15 protein-coding genes are annotated in these 17,335 nt (G+C 66.8%); 7 read left to right on the top strand and 8 right to left on the bottom strand.

Translation table 11 applies throughout. From position 1 onward, the window contains the following. Positions 1 to 146 precede the first annotated feature (146 nt). Positions 147 to 1,412, top strand: a complete 1,266-nt coding sequence (locus KF791_07265; GenBank protein MBX3732380.1) for an FAD-dependent oxidoreductase — start codon at positions 147 to 149, stop codon at positions 1,410 to 1,412. Positions 1,413 to 1,418: 6 nt separating this feature from the next. On the opposite strand, the gene KF791_07270 is transcribed toward KF791_07265, so the two are convergent. The 3 genes from KF791_07270 to KF791_07280 all read right to left on the bottom strand — a co-directional run bounded on the left by KF791_07270 (position 1,419) and on the right by KF791_07280 (position 4,236). Beyond that, entirely contained in the window at positions 1,419 to 2,381 is a 963-nt protein-coding gene (locus tag KF791_07270) for a J domain-containing protein (GenBank protein ID MBX3732381.1), read from the bottom strand. An 80-nt stretch (positions 2,382 to 2,461) separates the two neighbouring features. Beyond that, positions 2,462 to 3,748, bottom strand: a complete 1,287-nt coding sequence (locus tag KF791_07275) for a competence/damage-inducible protein A (protein MBX3732382.1) — start codon at positions 3,746 to 3,748, stop codon at positions 2,462 to 2,464. Then, positions 3,745 to 4,236 (bottom strand): gluconokinase, encoded by a 492-nt coding sequence (locus tag KF791_07280; GenBank protein MBX3732383.1) that lies wholly within the window; start codon positions 4,234 to 4,236, stop codon positions 3,745 to 3,747. Before KF791_07280 ends, KF791_07275 begins: the two co-directional genes overlap by 4 nt. Positions 4,237 to 4,476: 240 nt before the next feature. Here KF791_07280 and KF791_07285 point away from each other — a divergent pair, with 240 nt between their 5' ends. From KF791_07285 to KF791_07295, 3 genes are read left to right on the top strand one after another with little or no spacing between them, the layout of a single operon-like run. Further along, on the top strand, positions 4,477 to 5,901 hold the full coding sequence (locus KF791_07285) for an outer membrane beta-barrel protein (GenBank protein ID MBX3732384.1): 1,425 nt from the start codon (positions 4,477 to 4,479) through the stop codon (positions 5,899 to 5,901). A 3-nt stretch (positions 5,902 to 5,904) separates the two neighbouring features. Then, positions 5,905 to 6,489, top strand: coding sequence for a polysaccharide export protein (locus KF791_07290; GenBank protein MBX3732385.1), 585 nt, complete (start codon positions 5,905 to 5,907; stop codon positions 6,487 to 6,489). A 23-nt stretch (positions 6,490 to 6,512) separates the two neighbouring features. Next, entirely contained in the window at positions 6,513 to 8,693 is a 2,181-nt protein-coding gene (locus KF791_07295; GenBank protein MBX3732386.1) for a polysaccharide biosynthesis tyrosine autokinase, read from the top strand. 38 nt (positions 8,694 to 8,731) lie between these two features. On the opposite strand, the gene KF791_07300 is transcribed toward KF791_07295, so the two are convergent. Continuing rightward, positions 8,732 to 9,250 carry a DUF456 domain-containing protein gene (locus KF791_07300; protein ID MBX3732387.1) on the bottom strand — a complete coding sequence of 173 codons (519 nt, stop codon included), beginning with the start codon at positions 9,248 to 9,250 and terminating at the stop codon, positions 8,732 to 8,734. Between the two features lie 221 nt (positions 9,251 to 9,471). On the opposite strand from KF791_07300, the gene KF791_07305 reads away from it, so the two are divergent. Together KF791_07305 and KF791_07310 are read left to right on the top strand one after the other, a co-directional pair. Continuing rightward, a complete protein-coding gene (locus tag KF791_07305; protein MBX3732388.1) occupies positions 9,472 to 10,560 on the top strand; it encodes a PilT/PilU family type 4a pilus ATPase in 1,089 nt (362 codons plus the stop codon). 135 nt (positions 10,561 to 10,695) lie between these two features. After that, positions 10,696 to 11,937, top strand: coding sequence for a glycosyltransferase family 4 protein (locus tag KF791_07310; GenBank protein ID MBX3732389.1), 1,242 nt, complete (start codon positions 10,696 to 10,698; stop codon positions 11,935 to 11,937). A gap of 56 nt (positions 11,938 to 11,993) precedes the next feature. Here the strand turns inward: KF791_07310 and KF791_07315 are convergent, their stop codons facing one another. The 4 genes from KF791_07315 to KF791_07330 form a co-directional block, all read right to left on the bottom strand. Continuing rightward, entirely contained in the window at positions 11,994 to 12,440 is a 447-nt protein-coding gene (locus KF791_07315; GenBank protein MBX3732390.1) for a GatB/YqeY domain-containing protein, read from the bottom strand. Positions 12,441 to 12,468: 28 nt separating this feature from the next. Beyond that, positions 12,469 to 13,230, bottom strand: coding sequence for a UvrB/UvrC motif-containing protein (locus KF791_07320; protein MBX3732391.1), 762 nt, complete (start codon positions 13,228 to 13,230; stop codon positions 12,469 to 12,471). Positions 13,231 to 13,262: 32 nt separating this feature from the next. Continuing rightward, positions 13,263 to 14,021 carry a 16S rRNA (cytidine(1402)-2'-O)-methyltransferase gene (gene rsmI, locus KF791_07325; protein MBX3732392.1) on the bottom strand — a complete coding sequence of 253 codons (759 nt, stop codon included), beginning with the start codon at positions 14,019 to 14,021 and terminating at the stop codon, positions 13,263 to 13,265. Positions 14,022 to 14,228: 207 nt separating this feature from the next. Next, on the bottom strand, positions 14,229 to 16,547 hold the full coding sequence (locus tag KF791_07330; protein ID MBX3732393.1) for a PQQ-binding-like beta-propeller repeat protein: 2,319 nt from the start codon (positions 16,545 to 16,547) through the stop codon (positions 14,229 to 14,231). Between the two features lie 143 nt (positions 16,548 to 16,690). Between KF791_07330 and KF791_07335 the strand changes: the two genes are divergently transcribed. After that, positions 16,691 to 17,260, top strand: a complete 570-nt coding sequence (locus tag KF791_07335) for a hypothetical protein (protein ID MBX3732394.1) — start codon at positions 16,691 to 16,693, stop codon at positions 17,258 to 17,260. Positions 17,261 to 17,335 lie beyond the last annotated feature (75 nt).

The raw sequence follows: 17,335 nt of genomic DNA on the forward strand, positions 1-17,335 counted from the left end.
CGGGACAGAGCCACCCAGGTTGGGGACCCGATCGCTGCCGGCTTCCGCCAGGCCCAGGGTCCCGGTACGATCCAACCGACAATGGAATTTGCCGGCGAATCGTTCCTGCGCATCGGAGGCCTGCTGGAGGGCCGTCCGCCCTGTTCATGAAGACATCGAAACGGGTGGTTATCGTCGGGGGCGGAGTCATTGGATTATGCACGGCGTACTTCTGCGCACGGGCGGGACACGCGGTGACCGTGGTCGAGCGGTCGGCCCCGCCGCGGGGGGGATGTTCGTTCGGCAATGCGGGCCTGATCGTGCCCAGCCACTTTGTGCCGCTGGCGGCGCCCGGAATGGTGGCGCTCGGGCTCCGCTGGCTGTGGAATCCTGAGTCACCGTTTTTTGTGCAACCCCGCCTCAACCTCGGCCTCCTGTCGTGGGGCTACCGGTTTTGGAGGGCCTCCACACCCGAACGGGTCCGGTGCGCCACGCCCGTGCTTCGCGATCTGCATCTGGAAAGCCGGGCCCTGTACGAGGAATTGCAGTCCCTGCCGGTGGGAGAATTCGGACTGACCCGACGGGGCCTGTTGATGCTCTGTCAGACCCCCCATGGTCTTGAGGAAGAGGGGGCGGCCGCCGCCCAGGCGGAGGCGCTCGGGATTCCGGTGCAGGTGCTGGACGCGCGGGGAGCGGCGAACCTCGACCCCGAGGTCACCATGCAGGTGACGGGGGCGGTATACTACCCGGGGGACTGCCATCTCGAACCCGGGCGATTCATGGCGGCACTGGAAGCCGAAGCCGGGCGTCTGGGAGTGCAATTTCTCTGGGGCACCGGCGGCATTTCCGGTCCCCGGACCGCCAACGGGCGGGTGGTGGCGTTGCGGCTGGCCGATGGATCCGAAGTCGAGGCCGATGAATGCGTCATCGCGGGCGGCAGTTGGTCGGAGGCCCTGGCCCGCGGATTCGATCTGCGCATTCCCATGCAAGCCGGCAAGGGATACAGCCTCACGCTGCCCCATCCGCGCCAGATGCCGTCCCGGAGTTCGATTCTCACCGAGGCGCGGGTTGCAGTCACGCCGATGGGCGGCGCCGTCCGTTTCGGGGGCACCATGGAAATCGGGGGACTCGACGAGCGGATCAACCGGGCACGCATCCGCGGGATTGTCCGCGCCGCCACCACCTATTTCCCGGAGTTCCTTCCCGGCGACTTCGAGGACCTCACGCCATGGTGCGGACTCCGACCGTGTTCGCCCGACGGTCTGCCCTATCTGGGACGCACCGCCCGCTGGCCGAACGTGGTGATCGCCACCGGCCACGCGATGATCGGCATGAGCCTGGCCCCGGTCACTGGACGGATCGTCTCCAGCCTGATTACCGGAGCACCGCCCGGTCACGATCTCTCACTCCTGAATCCCGACCGGTATGCCTGAAGCGGGTCAGCCGGCGGTGTCGCGCGGCTGGAACCGCGACACGGCAGCCAGGCGGGACCAGAGGTTCCGCTCCTCCTCGGAGAGCTCGCGTGGAAAGACGACATTCAGGGCGACATGCAGGTCGCCGCGCTCCCCGGAGGCGCCGCGGGGCAGGCCGCGTCCGCGCACCCGCAGCCGCTGCCCGGGACTTGAGCCTGGTGGGATGCGGATGGTGACCGGATCCTCGAGCGTTGGCACAGGCAGCGTGGCGCCCAGGGCCGCCTCCCATGGGGCAAGATCAAGGTCCGTCTCCAGGTCGGCGCCAGTCACCCGAAAGTCGGGATGCGATACGATGCGGACGCGCAGGTAGAGGTCGCCCGAAGCGGCACCGCCGTGGCCGCCACCACCCTTGCCGGTGACCCGGATCGCCTGACCGTCCTGCACACCGGCCGGGACCCGGACCTTGAAGGTCTGGGAGGTGTCCCCTCCGGTGCGCGGGTCGCTCGCCCGAAGCGTAATGGTCCTCACCGAGCCCTTCAGGACCTCATCGAGCGTGACGGCGATCTCCCCCTCCACGTCCGCGCCGCGGCGGGCGCGTCCGGGCTCCCCTCCTGCCGCAAACCCGCCCCGGCCTCCGAACAATTGCTCAAAAAACTCGCTGAAGCCGGTGCCCCCGAACTCGAATTCGGGTCCCGTGCCGTGCCGGCCAGCCCCCCGGCCACCGCCATTCCATCCGGGCGGCGGCTGGAAGTCCGCACCCTGCTTCCACTGGGCTCCGAGAGTGTCGTATTTGCCGCGGGTCTCCGGATTGCCGAGGACCTCGTAAGCCTCGTTGATCTCCTTGAACTTCTCCTCGGCCACCTTTTTGTCCTTGGCGACATCGGGATGATAGCGCCGGGCCAGGTTGCGGAACGCCTTCTTGAGGTCCTCGGCGCTGGCGGTGCGCGGCACCCCGAGGATTTCGTAGTAGTCCTTGAATTCGACGCCCATGTTGGCGGCGGGGAGTCTGTCGGGTGCCGGCGGCCGACGCAAACTCCGGGCTCGCCGATCGCGTCCCGCGTCCCTGAAGCTCAGACCCGGTCACCCAACGGAGGCAGGCCGCACACCCGGCGGCGGAGGACGTCGAGAGCCTGCTGGGCGCTGGCGAACTTGAACGTTTCGCGGTCGAAGCGGTTGTTCCGCCGGATCACCGTGGTGCCCCGGGCATCGGCGAGACCGATGAAAACGGTGCCGACCGGCTTGTCGTCGGAACCCCCGTCCGGGCCCGCGATGCCTGTAAGGCTCAGTCCGAAGTCGGCCCCCGCACGGAGGCGGGCTCCCTCCGCCATGGCGCGTGCCACCGGTTCGCTGACGGCACCCTGTGCCGCCAGGCAAGCGTGCGGGACCCCGAGGGCGGACTCCTTCGCCTCGTTCGCGTAGGTCACGTAGCCCGCGCGGAATACCGCCGAGGCCCCGGGGATGTTGGTCAGGCGGTTGGCCACATGGCCTCCGGTGCAGGATTCCGCGACCGCCACGGTCAGCGACCGGTGGGCCAATTCGCGAACGACGACGGACTCCAGGGTGTCGTCGTCGGTGCCATAGATCAGCTCTCCAGCGTGCCGCCTGAGGAGTCCGGACGCTTCCTCAACGAGCGTCACCGCTCCCGGGCCACGGGCGGCGAATCGCACGTCCACCTCCCCCACGCGGGCGCAGTAGCCGAGTTCCAACCCCCGGGCCACAAGCGGGGCGAACGGGATTCGGAGGCGGTCCTCCATCAGCGATTCCCCCAGGCCCGTGGTCCGATGGGTGCGGGTGAAAAAACCATCGCCGGGGGGGAAGGCTCCGGACCACAGGGGCACAAACTCGTCGTCGAACATGGGATGCAACTCCCGTGGCGGCCCCGGCAGCATCACCAGCCAGGCGGCCCGGCCGTCGGCCCGGAACGGGTTGGGATGGATCTCGAGAACCAGACCGGGAGCGGTACCGTGGTGGTTGACCAGCACCCGTGCCCCCTCCGGCACCATGGCCTCGACCCGCGTGGCCGGGGGCATCGCCCGCCCCCTCGATTCGAAGTACTCCCGGATTTGGCCGGCCACCGCGGCGTTGTGAATCAGTCGCCGGCCGAGCAGGTTGGCGATCCGTTCCCGCGTGAGGTCGTCGCCGGTGGGCCCAAGCCCCCCGGTGGTGATCACCAGTTCGGCACGGGCAAGCGCCTCCTGCACCGCGCCCCCGATCTCCTCAGCCCCATCGGGCACGGTGACCTGACGGCCCACCGGATGCCCGAGATCGGCCAGACGGCGCCCCAGCCATTGCTGATGGCTGTTCAACACCCGTCCGAGCAGCAGTTCGCTGCCCGTGGTGATCAATTCAACGATCATGGCGCAGGAACGGCCGGAGAGAAACCAAGGCGGTCCAGAATCGAGCGGACGATCACCTCAGGCGCCGGACCGATATCCACCGCGAGCGCGTCGGACGGCGGCTCCAACGCGGCCAACTGGCTTTCCAGCAGCGTGGGCGGCATGAAGTGACCCTGACGCGACGCCATCCGGCAGGCCAGAGTACCGCGATCGCCGTGAAGGTGAATGAAGCGCACCCACGGCTCACCCGCCAGCAGAAGCCTGCGATGGGCGTCCTTCAAGGCCGAGCAGGCAATCACGGCGGACCGGCCCGCGGTCTCACACTCCCGCATGAGCTGCTGGATCGCCAGCAGCCATGGTTTCCGATCCTCATCATCGAGGGGGGTCCCCGATTTCATTTTGGCGACGTTGGCGGGCGGATGAAAATCATCGCCATCGTGAAACGCCCAGCCCAGTTGCGCAGCCAGCAGGCGGCCGACGGTGCTCTTGCCGGCACCGGACACGCCCATCACGATCAGGATCACGTCCGGAGGATAGGGAGCGGCCCGGGGAGCGTTAAGACTAAACTCGATGCCCGTCCGTGACGGACCGGGTGGACCCTGTCGCCGGAAATTTGGTTTACATCACGCACGGGTTCTTCGAACACTCCGTTCCAGCGTGCCTGCCGGCACTCAAACAGGGCTGCGCCTGCCGGGTATCCGGGAGTTGGCGGACGCCCCAGGGTTCCGGCCCGCGCGTGGCACGAAGCGATGGTCTCCAAGAACGACGTCACGGCCCAGCCGGCACCCGCCCACGAGGCGCGCCAACATCGCTGGCTGACCGGGCTTGGCACGCTCGCCCTCATGGTCGGAGGGGGACCTGTCGGCGCCATCGAACCCGAGCAGATTCTGTCGTACAACATCGGCAAGCTGGCGATTCAGCCGCAGGCCGACATCAGCGCACAATTTTGGGGCAACCTGCTGTACGGGGCCGAGAACCCGTCGCCCGGCGGGCCGGTCACCGTGGACCGTGAAATCAACGGTCAGGTGGTTCCCGTCACCTTCCTCACCCCCCCCGAGGCGGGAGTCGAGTCGGACCTGTTGTGGTACCTCAGCCCGGGATTCGAGCTTCAGTATGGGGCCAACCCGGAAAACTCCCTGTCGCTCGGCTACTTCCACGACTTCATCCTCTACACCGAGAACGGCGACTTCAACGGCAACCAGGATCGCGTCCAGTTCGATGCGCGGATGGAACTGGGGCGGTTCACCGTGGTCGGCTACAACAGCGTCGCGTGGCTCGACACGATCCTGGGTGGCAGCACCGCCGTCGTACGGCGGGTGCCGATCCGGCGTCAGGTCTGGACGGACAACTACCAAATCACCTACGACTCCTCGGTCAAGACCGACGTGTACGTGGTCTTCAACCATTCGGCTGTCAATTACCTGGAGGCCGTCAATCTGTACAACCAGGCGACCCTTCGCGGCACGGTGGGGGCGACGTACAAACCGACGGAACGAATCGGCCTGTTCTCGGAAATCAGCGGGGGGCATACCGATGTCTCGGCGGCGTCCCCGCTGCAGCCTCCCGGTGAGGATTCCTGGGTATACGGCGGATTCCTTGGCGTTCGGGGCACCTTCACGCCGCGAATCACCGGAACGGTCAAGGTGGGCTACGAGACCCGGGATTTCACGGGAGCCGATACGCAGGGGGATGGCGGTGGACCGGCCGTCGGCGTCGGGCTGACCTACGCCCCGACGCAACGACTGCTGGTGAAGCTCGACTACAACCGGTTTGTGGGTGTTTCCCCCCAGTTCGCCGGCCAATCCACCAAGAACGGCGTGCTGTCGCTGTCGGGGACCCAGCAGTTGGGCGTGACCGGACGCTGGGCGATGGTCGGCCGGTTCGGGGCGAGCTTCGGGTCCTTTTCGACGCTTTCCAGCACCGGCACAGGGGTAGTGGACACCCCCACGGGTCCGCAGGTGGTCGAGTTTCCCGTGGATTACGGACGCGATGACCGCACCTATACGGCATCCCTCGGTGTGCAGTTCCAGCCCAGGGCATGGGTCACCGCGCTGTTTGCCTACAGCTTCGAAAAGTACGAGACTCAGTTCGACGACGAGTACGCCGCCCTGCGTACCGGACTGAACGATTACGTCCTCAATCGTGTCATTCTGCAGGTGTCGGTGGGCTATTGAACCATGAATGCCGTCTTTTGCACCGCTGTGCGGTGGTTTTTCATCGTGGCCATTGCCGGTGGCTGGAGCATCCGGGCACAGCAACCCGGGCCGCAGACCGCGCGGCGCATTCAGGCCAATGACATCCTCAACATTCGCGTCTTGGGTGAGCCGGACATGAACAAGGAGACCAAGGTGACCGGCGACGGCACCATCAACTACTTCTTCGTTCAGGACGTCCAGGTGGCCGGACTCACCATTGCCGAGGCCCAGGAAAAGATCCGCCAGATCCTGATGAAGGACTGGTTCGTGAATCCCCAGGTGAACATCGAGATGAAGGAGTACGCCCGAGAGATCGTGACCGTGCTGGGGCAGGTCAACCGGCCGGGAACTGTTCTGCTCCCCTCGGATCGCCGTGTGGACATCGTCGAGGTGATCGGCATGGCAGGTGATTTCACCCGGCTGGCCAACAAGAGCCGGATCGAACTGGTGCGCAAGGGGCGCAAAATCCAGATTTCGTACGATGAACTGAAGAAGATCACCGATCCCGCCCGGAAGCTGTATGTCGAGCCCGACGACGTGATTGAAGTCGGGCAGTCGGTGTTTTAGCGGTTCGCGGCTTCTGACTTCGCATGGATACCTCCTCCTCCCCCTCTCCGGGGAAATCCCCCGGGCGCCTCGGCGACTCCTTCCAGCTTCGGCGCTACTGGCTGGTCGTTCTGGAGCGCCGCTGGCTGGTTTTCTGCACCTTCGCCCTCGTCGTCACTCTCGGGGCCCTGTACGCGTTCAAGTCGCCGGCCATCTACGAGGCGGTGGGCCGGATCCAGATTGACCCCGAGACGGGCGGGGTGCTGAGCCTCCGTGATTCGCTGATGTGGGGGGTCAAGGATCAGGACTACCTCCAAACCCAGTACCAGAGCATCACCAGTCCGACCCTCATCGAAACGGTCATCCAGAAACTCCGGCTGGAGGAGGATCCGAGATATGCACTCTCGGAGGACCGGATTCGCGCGGTCACGGAAGACATCCAGGTGGACCCCGTCCGGCTCTCCCGACTGGTTTACATCAAGGCGCGGCACACGGATCCCCGCCGGGCGGCCGACATGGTCAACACCCTCATGGAGGCCTATCAGCGCCAAAGCCGGGACCGCAAGATGACCAAGGCCCTTTCGGGGCTGGATCTTTTGAAAAAGGAGTCCGCCACGGCGGAAAAGGAGCTGACCGCGGCCATCGAGGCCCTCCACAAGTACCGGGTCGAAAAGGGAATGATGTCGTTGGTGGACGACACCCGGCAGGCGGAGAACGTGGATCTTCAGGCGTTGCGAAACGCCCAGGAGGATCTGTCGCGTCAGAACCTGCGGACTGCCGAGGCCGAAAAGATTGCAGAGGAAGCCGAGAATTGGAAGGCGGCCGGCCGGGACGTCGCGGACTTTTCGGTGGTCAACCAGGACCCGCTGGTGAACGCGGTGAAGGCGCGGATCGTGCTCAACGAATCACGGCTGGCCGAATTGCGCACGCGCTACAAGGACAAGCATCCGAGGGTCGAGGAGGTGTTGAAGGCGCTGGAGAAGGATCGCGGCAGCCTGCGGGGCGAGGCACAGCGGGCGTTCGACACCCTCCTGACCACCGTTCAGGTGGAGAAGGCCAAGGAGGCCCAGGCCCGCCAGCGCTTTGCGGCGGCCTCGAAACGGATCGCGGAGTTGAACGAGGCCCGGGCCCAATACGAGGTGTTGACCCGGAAACGGGAGCGGGAGGAGGTCTTCTACCAGCAGGTGCTCTCGAAAATGCGTGAGTACACGCTGAACACCAAGGACACGCAGCAGAACATCATGATTGATTACATGGCCGAGCCGCAGCCGCGTCCGATCAAGCCGAACCGCCGCATGATCCTCGCCGCCAGCATCGTCCTGGGCTTCGGGCTGGCCATCGGCCTGGCGTTCTTCGTCAATTTGCTCGACGACTCGGTGAAGAGCCAGGAAGACGTGGAATCGTTCCTCGGGCTGGCCTTTCTCGGCTACATCCCGCGCATCAAGGTCAAGGATGCCGCGAAACGCGAGGTTCACACCCACCTCCAGCCGGCCTCGACCCCTTCGGAGGGCTTCCGGACCCTGCGGGCAACCGTGGCCCTGGCCCGCAACGCCGACCGGCTCCGGTCGGTCAGTGTCACCAGCACCGTCCCGGAGGAGGGCAAATCGGTCTTCGCCTGCAACTATGCGATCGTCACGGCGCAGACCGGGGCGCGGACGCTTCTGGTGGACGCCGACATGCGCCGCCCAACCGTCCAGAAGGCCTTTGGGCTGCAAAGTCCCGCCGGGCTCTCGGCCTATCTTTCCGAGAACGTTCGGAACCTTGAGGAGATCGTCCACACGACGGAGGTGCCGAATCTCAGTGTGGTGTGTTGCGGGAAGCTCCCGCCAAACCCATCGGAACTCCTCGCGTCGCCGCGCATGAAGCAATTCCTGCGCGACGCGGCGCAGCATTACGACCGGATTGTCCTCGACTGCCCTCCGACCACCGCCGTGGCGGATCCCCTGATCGTCGGGGCGCTGAGTGACGGCATGATCTACGTCACCAAGTTCAACAAGGTTCGACGGGACAGCGTCCTGCGGTCGGTGCAGCGGATTCAGGACGCCGGAATTCACCTGATCGGCATGGTGATCAACGATCTGGATTTTGAAGGCCGCCATTCCTACTACGGCGACCACTACTACCATTCCAACAAGTTCTACGGCACCCATTATGCCTCTGGAACGGCGCCGGGTGGGGAATCCCGAACCCCGGCGGCGCGGTCGAGGGAAACCACTCCCGGGTAGGCCGCTCCCCAGGTCGGCTGCACGACCTCAACCGGGTCTCATCCGGCGGGGGGCGACTCCAGCAGGCGCCACAGGGCGTTGAACAGCCAGAGGGCGACCATCGCCAGGCTGCACCCGATCTTGCCGAGGGTGCCGGCGAGCACCCCGATCGCCGCACCCACGCCCGCCTTCCCCGCCTCCCCCCATTGCCGACCTCCCAGCAGTTCCGCGAGGGCCGCCCCGATCAGGGGGAGGAGGACGAGTCCGAACGGTGGCAGTACAAACAGGCCCACCATCGCCCCCATCACGGCCCCCAACATCCCTCGCCACGTCGCCCCAAGACGGCGCGCGCCATAGGTGGTCGCCACAAAATCAAGGACCATCGAGAAGGCCGCCAGCAATCCCAGCACGGCCACGACCCCCCAGGTGGCGCTGCGGTCTCCAAACCAAAGCCGGTGGCCCAGGGCCGCCAGGAAAATCAGCGGAGTGCCCGGCAGGCCCGGAAGAATTGCTCCGGCAATGCCGCAGACCATCACCAGCAACGTCAGAATGAATCCCAGGATCTCTGCGGCGGCCACACCGGCAGGCTAACGCCATCCGTGGTTGAAATCGCGCGAAAACGGGAGGCCGGGGCGCCATTCCATGGACGGCATCGGACAGGTGACATCGGGCAGCCCGCCGGTTGACGACGCGGACTCTCCCGGCGCCCGGAATTCCCGGGGAGCGGGCAGGTTTGAAAATTGCGTTCCGCCCGGCCCCGGTCCTGCTAACCTCTCGGCCCGAATTCACTATGGAAATCATGGAACTACTCCGGGGCGTCCTGAAGGCCGCCGTTGAGGGCGGCGCGTCCGACGTGCACATCAAGGTCGGAGCCCCATTCGTCCTGCGCCTCAATCGTCAGTTGATCGTCATCGAGGCCCCGCAGCCCACCGACACGTGGATGAACTCGGTCGTCGAAAAGATTGTGCCCCCTCACGCCCGAAAGCGCCTGGACGAGGATCGCGAGGTGGACTTCAGCTACCTGGAACCGGGGATCGGGCGATTCCGCACCAACATTTTCCAGCAAAAGGGCTCCTTCGCCCTGGCCATGCGCTACGTGAAGACCCAGGTCCCCAGCTTCGAGGAACTGGGACTGCTGCCGGTGCTCAAGGACATCGCGTCGTCGCATCGCGGCATCGTGCTTGTGGCCGGCACCACGGGCTCCGGCAAGTCCACGACGCTCGCGGCGATGCTCGAGCACATCAACGCCAACTTCAAACGGCACATCATCACCCTGGAGGATCCCATCGAGTTTGTGTTCGAGGACAACCAGTCGGTCATCGAGCAGCGGGAGATCGGCCTCGACACTTCCAGCTTCCAGAGCGGCCTGAAACACGTGCTGCGGCAGGATCCCGACATCATCATGGTGGGCGAAATGCGCGATGCGGTGAGCTTCACCGCCGCGATGCAGGCGGCCGACACCGGCCATCTGGTGCTGTCCACGCTCCATACCCAGAATGCGGCGCAGTCCATCGGGCGCATCCTTGACTTCTTCAAGCCCGACGAGCGCGAGCAGGTGCGCCGCCAGCTCGCCGGCACCCTCAAGGCCGTGGTGTGCCAGCGCATGGTGGCCACCGCCACCGGCGGCGTGACCCCGGCGCTCGAGATCCTGATCAACACCCCGACCGTCCGGAAAATGCTCGAGGAAAACCGGCTCGAGAAGATCGGTGCCGCGATCGAGACCGGACGCGACGACGGCATGCAGACCTTCAACCAGGCCCTCTACGACCTGGTCAAGGCACGCAAAGTGACCGAGGCGGAGGCTCTCGGAAAAGCCAGCAACCCGCAGGCCCTCGACATGATGTTCAAGGGCATCTTCCTCGACGAGGGCCGCCGGATTCTGTCCTGACACTCGAGGGTCCCCCGTGCTTGCGGGAGCGACCGGGGCGGTGTCCGCAGGGTTCCAGAGAGCGTCTGCAACAATTTCCGTGCGTCCGGCCCGGGGTGTGCTCCGTTGCGCTGCGGACGCCAACCCTCGGTTCCCATGAAGCCCCGCCGCCTCTTGTTCGTTGATGGACACCCCGCCACGCCCGGTGGTGCCCAGGTGAACCTGATCGAATTGCTGGGCCACCCCCAAGCACGCACCCAGTGGGAGATCCGGGTGGCCTGCGATCCGGCCAGCCCCCTGTCCGGCACGCTGACCCGGCAGCGGATCCTGCGGCAGCACTACCGGCATCCGGAGCCCGTCGGTCGGCTGGGACGGCTGTTCCGCCTGGGCACCGCGCGACACCGGGAACAGGCGGCCCGACGGCTTCAGGACCTCCTCGCGGGGTTCCAGCCCGAGGCGGTGATCTCATGTTCGGGACGCGATCATCTGGCGGCCGGAATGGCCGCGGCGGCGGCGGGCATCCCCAGCGTGTGGTGGGTCAATGAAAACTTGACCCCCGACTTCTTCTCTTGGGCCGCGCGCCGGACCTTCGTCTCGGAGGCCCTCGCGCACGCCACCCGGTTGGTGCCGGTCTCACACTATGGCGCCACCGCCCTCAAACAGGCCGGGGTGCCTGAAAACCGCATCCGGGTCGTTCACAACGGCATCCCTCTGCGCCGCCATCAGCGGGGTCATTCCACCCTGCTCCGCCGCCAGCTCCGCCTGAAGCCCGGCGAACCTCTGATCGGATTTGTGGGCCGGATCACCCCGTGGAAAGGCCCCAGGTTTTTTCTCGAACTTGCGGAGCGGTGGGCCGCCGAACGCCGGCCCGGACGGTTTGTGCTCCTCGGTCCCGTCGCCCGGGAGGACGAGGCATTCGCAGCGTCCTTGCGGGAGTTCGTGCGCGATCGGGGCCTGCGCGGACGCGTCAGCTTCCCGCCGCCGCCGCCGAGCGAGGCCGACGCCCTCGCCCAGATTGACCTCCTGATCCACTGCTCGATCAAACCGGAACCCTTCGGCCGGGTGATCATTGAGGGAATGGCTGCCGGAGTACCGGTGATCGGGGCCTGCGACGGGGGGGTTCCCGAGATCATCACCCAGGGGGTCAATGGCGGCATGGCCGCTCCGGGAAATCTGACAGACTACCTGGCAAGACTCACGGCCGTGCTGGGAAATCCCGCCATGCGCGCCGCATGGGTCAATGCCGGACACCGGACCGTCCAGCAGCGATTCACCCTGGACCGTGTGTTCGATGATTTCGAAGGTGTCTTTGAAGAGCTGGCCCAAGCCGCCCGGCCGAAATCCGCCCGGCGCTCACCAGCCTCAAATGATCCTCCAGCGGCAGTGGCTGCCGGCTGAGCGGCTCCGCCAGGACCGCGGTGCACCTTTCGGGATCCCCGAACGGGGACGCGCGTTCAACCAAGCAGCCGGGTGACCACGGCGCTCAACGCCCTGCCATCCGCCCGTCCCCCGGCGCGGGCCTGGGCGGCCTTCATCGCCACGCCCATCTCCTTCCGGCTGGTGGCGCCGGTCTCGGCGAGCACCGTCCGCACCAGGGTTTCCAGTTCCGCCTCCGACAGCGCCTTGGGCAGGAACTCCTCAATGATGACCAGTTCGGCCTGTTCCCTCGCGGCCAGCTCGGGCCGGCCCCCGCGCACATACTCCTCGCTGGCGTCCCGACGCTTCTTCGCCTCGCGCTGGAGCACGGCCAGCACGTCGGCGTCGGCCAGCGTGTCCGTCTTCCGTTCAATCTGCACGTAGCCCAGGGCCGACTTGATCAGCCGGAGCGTGGCGGTGCGGTCGGCGTTGCGCGCGATCATTGCGGCCTTGAGCCCGGCCGTGAGCGTTTCCTGCAGGGACATGAGGGGCGGCGATCCGGGGGGCGGCCGTTCAGGATTCGGAAGCCTGGAGCTTGCGCATCTGATCCCGCACGGCAGCGGCCCGTTCATAGTCCTCCAGGCGGATCGCCTCTTCGAGGTCCCGCTGAAGTTTTTCGATCTCGGTGAGCGGACGCCTCTCCCGAATCTCCTCCATCCAGGTGCGCAACGAAGCGATCTCCCCACTGCCGCCCATGAGGTCCTCCCGGCCGTTCTCCCGGTAGAATGCCTCCAATTCCTCCAGGCCCTCCTCAATGACCGCGCACGCCTTGTCGTGCCGACGCCGCCGGACCAGCGCGGTGCCCCGGGCGCGCGTGCGCATCATCAGGAGCTGGGGCACGAACTGCAGGAGCGACCACGCGAGCTCGTCCGACAACGCGTACTCCGCCACAAACTCAAACACCCGCAGGTTTCGCTCGCAGTCCCGCTCCACGGCCGTGAAGTCCTCCAACTGGAAGAAGCAGATGTAGCGATGATGGTACTGGATGCATTCCTGCTGGAGCTTCGCGCAGGCGTCCGCGTCGAGAATGAAGCCCTCGTCATCTCCTTTGGCCTCAACGTGACGCCGCAGACGCTCGAGCTGGAAATCATGCCAGGTGTCGTGCGCCATGGGGCGTCGGCCGTCCGGACGCCCCTCGGCGTTCATCTGGAGGACCCCAAGATCCACCCGCAATTGAACCTTCTCCCGACCATCCTGGCCGGAAAATCGCCGGGCCACCACCTGGCCGGGCTTGTAATCCCAACCCGACAGGAGTTCGGAGATGTCGAAGCTCATCGGGACCAAGATGCGAACGGCGGGGGCAAGTGTCAACGAGCGGGGCCCGCCGGATCGTCAACCGATGTCCCGGCACCACCGGCGCTGTCCGGTGCTGCGGGTGCGATCAGGACGACGAATTCACCGCGGCGCGGGCGGGCGGCAAGGAGGGTTGCCAGCGCCGCCGGACGCCCACGGAGCCATTCCTCGAACTTCTTGGTGAGCTCCCGGGCGAGGACCACCTCACGATCCGGAAGGTGCGATGCCAGTTCGCCAACCAGGCGGACGATGCGGAACGGGGATTCGTACAGGACCAGCGTGCCGGGGATGCGGGACAGCTCGTGCAGGCGGCGCGCCCGCTGCCCCGGCTTGTGGGGCAGGAATCCGACAAAATGGAACTCTTCCGTGGGGAGCCCGCTGGCGGTGAGCGCGGCGACGAGGGCGCAGGGGCCGGGTACCGGTTCAACCCGCAGACCTGCCGCCCGCGCCGCGGCGACGACCCGTTCGCCCGGGTCGCTCACACCGGGGCTGCCGGCATCGGACACCAGGGCCACGGTCTGTCCCTCCCGCAGGCGATCCAGCAGGGCAGCCCCACGCCGGGCCTCGTTGAAGTGATGGCAGCTGACCATCGGCCTGGAGAGGCCGAGGTGCTGCAGGAGGCGGCCGGTATGACGGGTGTCCTCGGCGGCCACGAGGTCGCACTCCCTCAAAACCCGCAGCGCGCGCAGCGTGATGTCCTCCAGGTTCCCGATCGGGGTCGCCACCAGGTACAGCGTGCCCGGAATCAGCGCGGGCCGGTCGGCCGGCGGCATGCCTTGGGGGAGCGGGATCTCCATGCCCACGATCCTAACGAAAACCGGCACCTCATGGAACCCGGGCCCAGGAATCCGCCGTCCCATGCCGCCATCCTGCAGGATGGAGTCGCAACAATGGCGGCCAAACGCTGGGACCCAGGACCCCCGTCTCCTTCCCGAACTCCACGGGTGCGCTGCGTGAAGGAGGATCCACGGGATCCAGCCTCAGCGCCCGGGAGACCCCGTGGTCGGGGAGCGCAGATCGTAGGCCACAGCGTCGCCCTCGTTGTTGCGCACGACCAGAACGCCGCCGGCGAATGCCGGGGTGGCATAACACTTCCCGCCGACGGCCTGGAACCGCGCCATGGGTTCCAGGGAGTCCCGGGACGCCGGTGCCAGCACGACCTCGCCCCGGCGCGTGAAAAACAGCCAGTGGTTGTCGGCCCAAAGGAACACCCCGACCTCGACCGCATCGCTCTCCCACCGCACGGCGCCCGACGCCGCGTCGAGGCAGACAAACGCATTGGCCCCACGGCGTTGTTCATCAAATCCGAACAGGCATCCCTCGTGCAAAATCGCGTTGTTGAACAGCATCGCAAACGCGGGTTGTGTCCACGCCGGCTTCAGGCCGTCCGCTCCCCACTCGAGCAAGGCTGCCGGGGTGCCTCCCGTGTTGCTGACCAGGATCCGATCGCCGACGAACACCGGCGTGAGCGCGTTGCAGAAGTCCCGGGAGGTCAGGTCGTGGCTCGCGGCAACCCGGCCGTCGGACGGGTCGTACACCTGCAGTCCTTCACCCTTGAACATCGCCACCCACCGCGCGCCGTCGCGCGAAAAGGCGCGTGCGGAGCTGTAACCAGCTTCCCCGACACCGGACCGCCAGCGCAGGTCGCCGGTCGCAGCGTCAAGCGCCACGGTGGAACCTGGGGCACCCGGGGGAGCCCCAATGTCGAGGAAGATCCGGCCACCATCCACAAGAGGAGACTGGGTATAGCCGTAAACCGGGCGCCTGCCTCCGAGTTCGCCCGGAAGATCGCGGCTCCACAGCAGCTTCCCGGTGGCAAGATCCAGCACCTGGAGCACGCCTTCGCGGGTCAGGTGATGAACCCGGTCGCCAATGACGGTGGGCGTCGCCGCAGGTCCCGGCGGCACGATGGCCATTTCATGCACCTTGGAGGGACCGGACGACTCAAACGTCCAGAGCGACTCACCGCTCAACACGTCGAGACACATCACCTGGTCGGTGTCGCGTCCGTCGTTGCCGCACAGGAGCACGCAGCCGTCCACAATGACCGGCGCGCTCATCCCCGTCCCGACCCGCGTCCTCCATAACGGCCGGGGGCCGGCACCGGACCAGTCCTTGTTCCAGCCGGTTTCCGTTGAGTGCCCGTCGCGGTCGGGTCCGCGCCACTGGTTCCACCCGGTGATCCGGGATGCCGCTGGCGCCACCGCCGCAGCGCCGTCGGCCCCGGGGCCTCCGATCCTGATGACCTCCACGGTGGCGATCTTTCCTTCCTCATCCTCCCCCCCCAGTGCCAGCAGCGTCTGATCGTTCGCCGCAACGAGCCTGTGGAAGAACCGGCGCTGGCGCAGCTGGGCGACGCGCTCCCATTCGCTGGAATCCGTCGTAAGGGCATGCACCTCGCCGCTGAGTCCGCTGACGTAGATCCGGTCGCCGGCGGTCACTGCGGAGTTGCCAAATCCCTTCAGTTTTCCGGAGGGAAGATCCGGTCCTCGGGACCAACCCCCCGTCCGGGTGTCGAAAATATCCACGGCCAGCGTCGTCGCGCCATCACCGGTCATGCCGCCGATGAAATAGAGACGGCCGCCAAGCGCCGCGAGGGCAAGGCCACGCCGGGCGAATGGTTGGGGCAACAGTCTCCAGGCCGGCGCGTCGTCCGCGAGGTTCAGAACGGCGATGTTGGTGTGGAAGACTCCGGCGTTCGCCCCCCCGGCCAGCCGCCAGCCACCCCCGGCATAGAGGCTGCGCCCGATGACCGCAACATCGTGGCTGCTGCGCGCCGCCGGAAGCGGCGGCAGTTCCGACCAGTCCCCGGTCTTCGGATCATACCGGGCAACGCTGTCGAGGGATTGCAGGTTCGACGGCTCGCCGGCCAGATTGCGGGCCGCCATGCCGCCCACCCGCACCAAGTGGCCGTCCACGGCCACCAGGGCCGTCCCCTGGGCGGCCGGTCCGCTCGGGAGCACCTCCCAGGTCGCGCCGGGCGCCAACGCCACCCGATGGAAGGCACCAGAAACCTTGTCGGCCGTGTACACGTGGCGTTCCCCGGTATGGCCACCATAAACGTAAAGAAACTCTCCCAGAACGGTGGCTCCAAAGCTCGTCGCCGCCTCGGGCAGCGATGGCACCGAATCGAGGGCGCGGAGCGGCAGGATCCCGGACAGGGCCAATCCGATGGCGGTCCAAAGGCCGCTGCAACGTTTCATCGCCCCAAGCTGGTTCAGGTCCGGCCGCCCGCCAATCCGCAGCTTGCGGAAACTTGATGGCGCATTGCGCCCCGGGGTGCCGGGATGCGTCGCCATCGTTCCGCCGGCAGATTTACCTCCGCTTTACGCTTTTCCGGCGCCTTCACACGGATCCTTTACTTCAGGGCCGTCTGCTGTGGGTGAAGCGCGACGGCATGAACGTCGGCCACAAAACAAAAATCATTCGTTCCCTGAAACTCATGAAGCGCACCGTTCCCTCACTGCTGGCAGCCCTCCTCGGCGCCGGCACCCTCACCCTCACCGCCCAAAACGCCCCGGAACGTCCGTCGGGACCCCAAGGCCGTCCGCATCCCCCGGGTCTGGGCGTTCTGGATGCGAACCAAGACGGGTTCCTCGACGCGACGGAAATCGCGCAGGCCGCCGATGTCCTCGCCGCGCTGGATGCCAATGGCGACGGCCAGTTGACGCCCGACGAACTGCAGCCCCGCGGCAGGGGCAGGGATGGCGGCCGTCCGGGGCGTCCGGGCGACGACGACGCCCGGCCGGCCGGCGGTCCGCGCCGGGGCGGACCTGGCGGCGGATTCCTGATCGTCCTCCTCGACGTGAACCGCGATGGCATCCTCGACGCCACCGAGATTGCCGCTGCACCGGCCGCCCTGGCGGCGCTGGATGCCGATGGCGACGGCGTGTTGTCGGTGGAAGAGGTGCGTCCGGCACGTCCTGAAGGCGCCCCCGGCGAAGGCCGTGGTCCCGGCGGCAAACGTGGCGGACCCCGGGGGCCGCGTCCGCCCGGCACGGCGGGAGAGTGATCCGTCGGCGCAGGCGGCAGGCCTCCTGCGAAAACGGCGCCCGGGGTGCGATCCTCCGGGCGCCGGCTTCATTTC

The organism is Verrucomicrobiia bacterium (assembly GCA_019634635.1).
In the GTDB taxonomy this organism is placed as follows: Bacteria; Verrucomicrobiota; Verrucomicrobiia; order Limisphaerales; family UBA9464; genus UBA9464.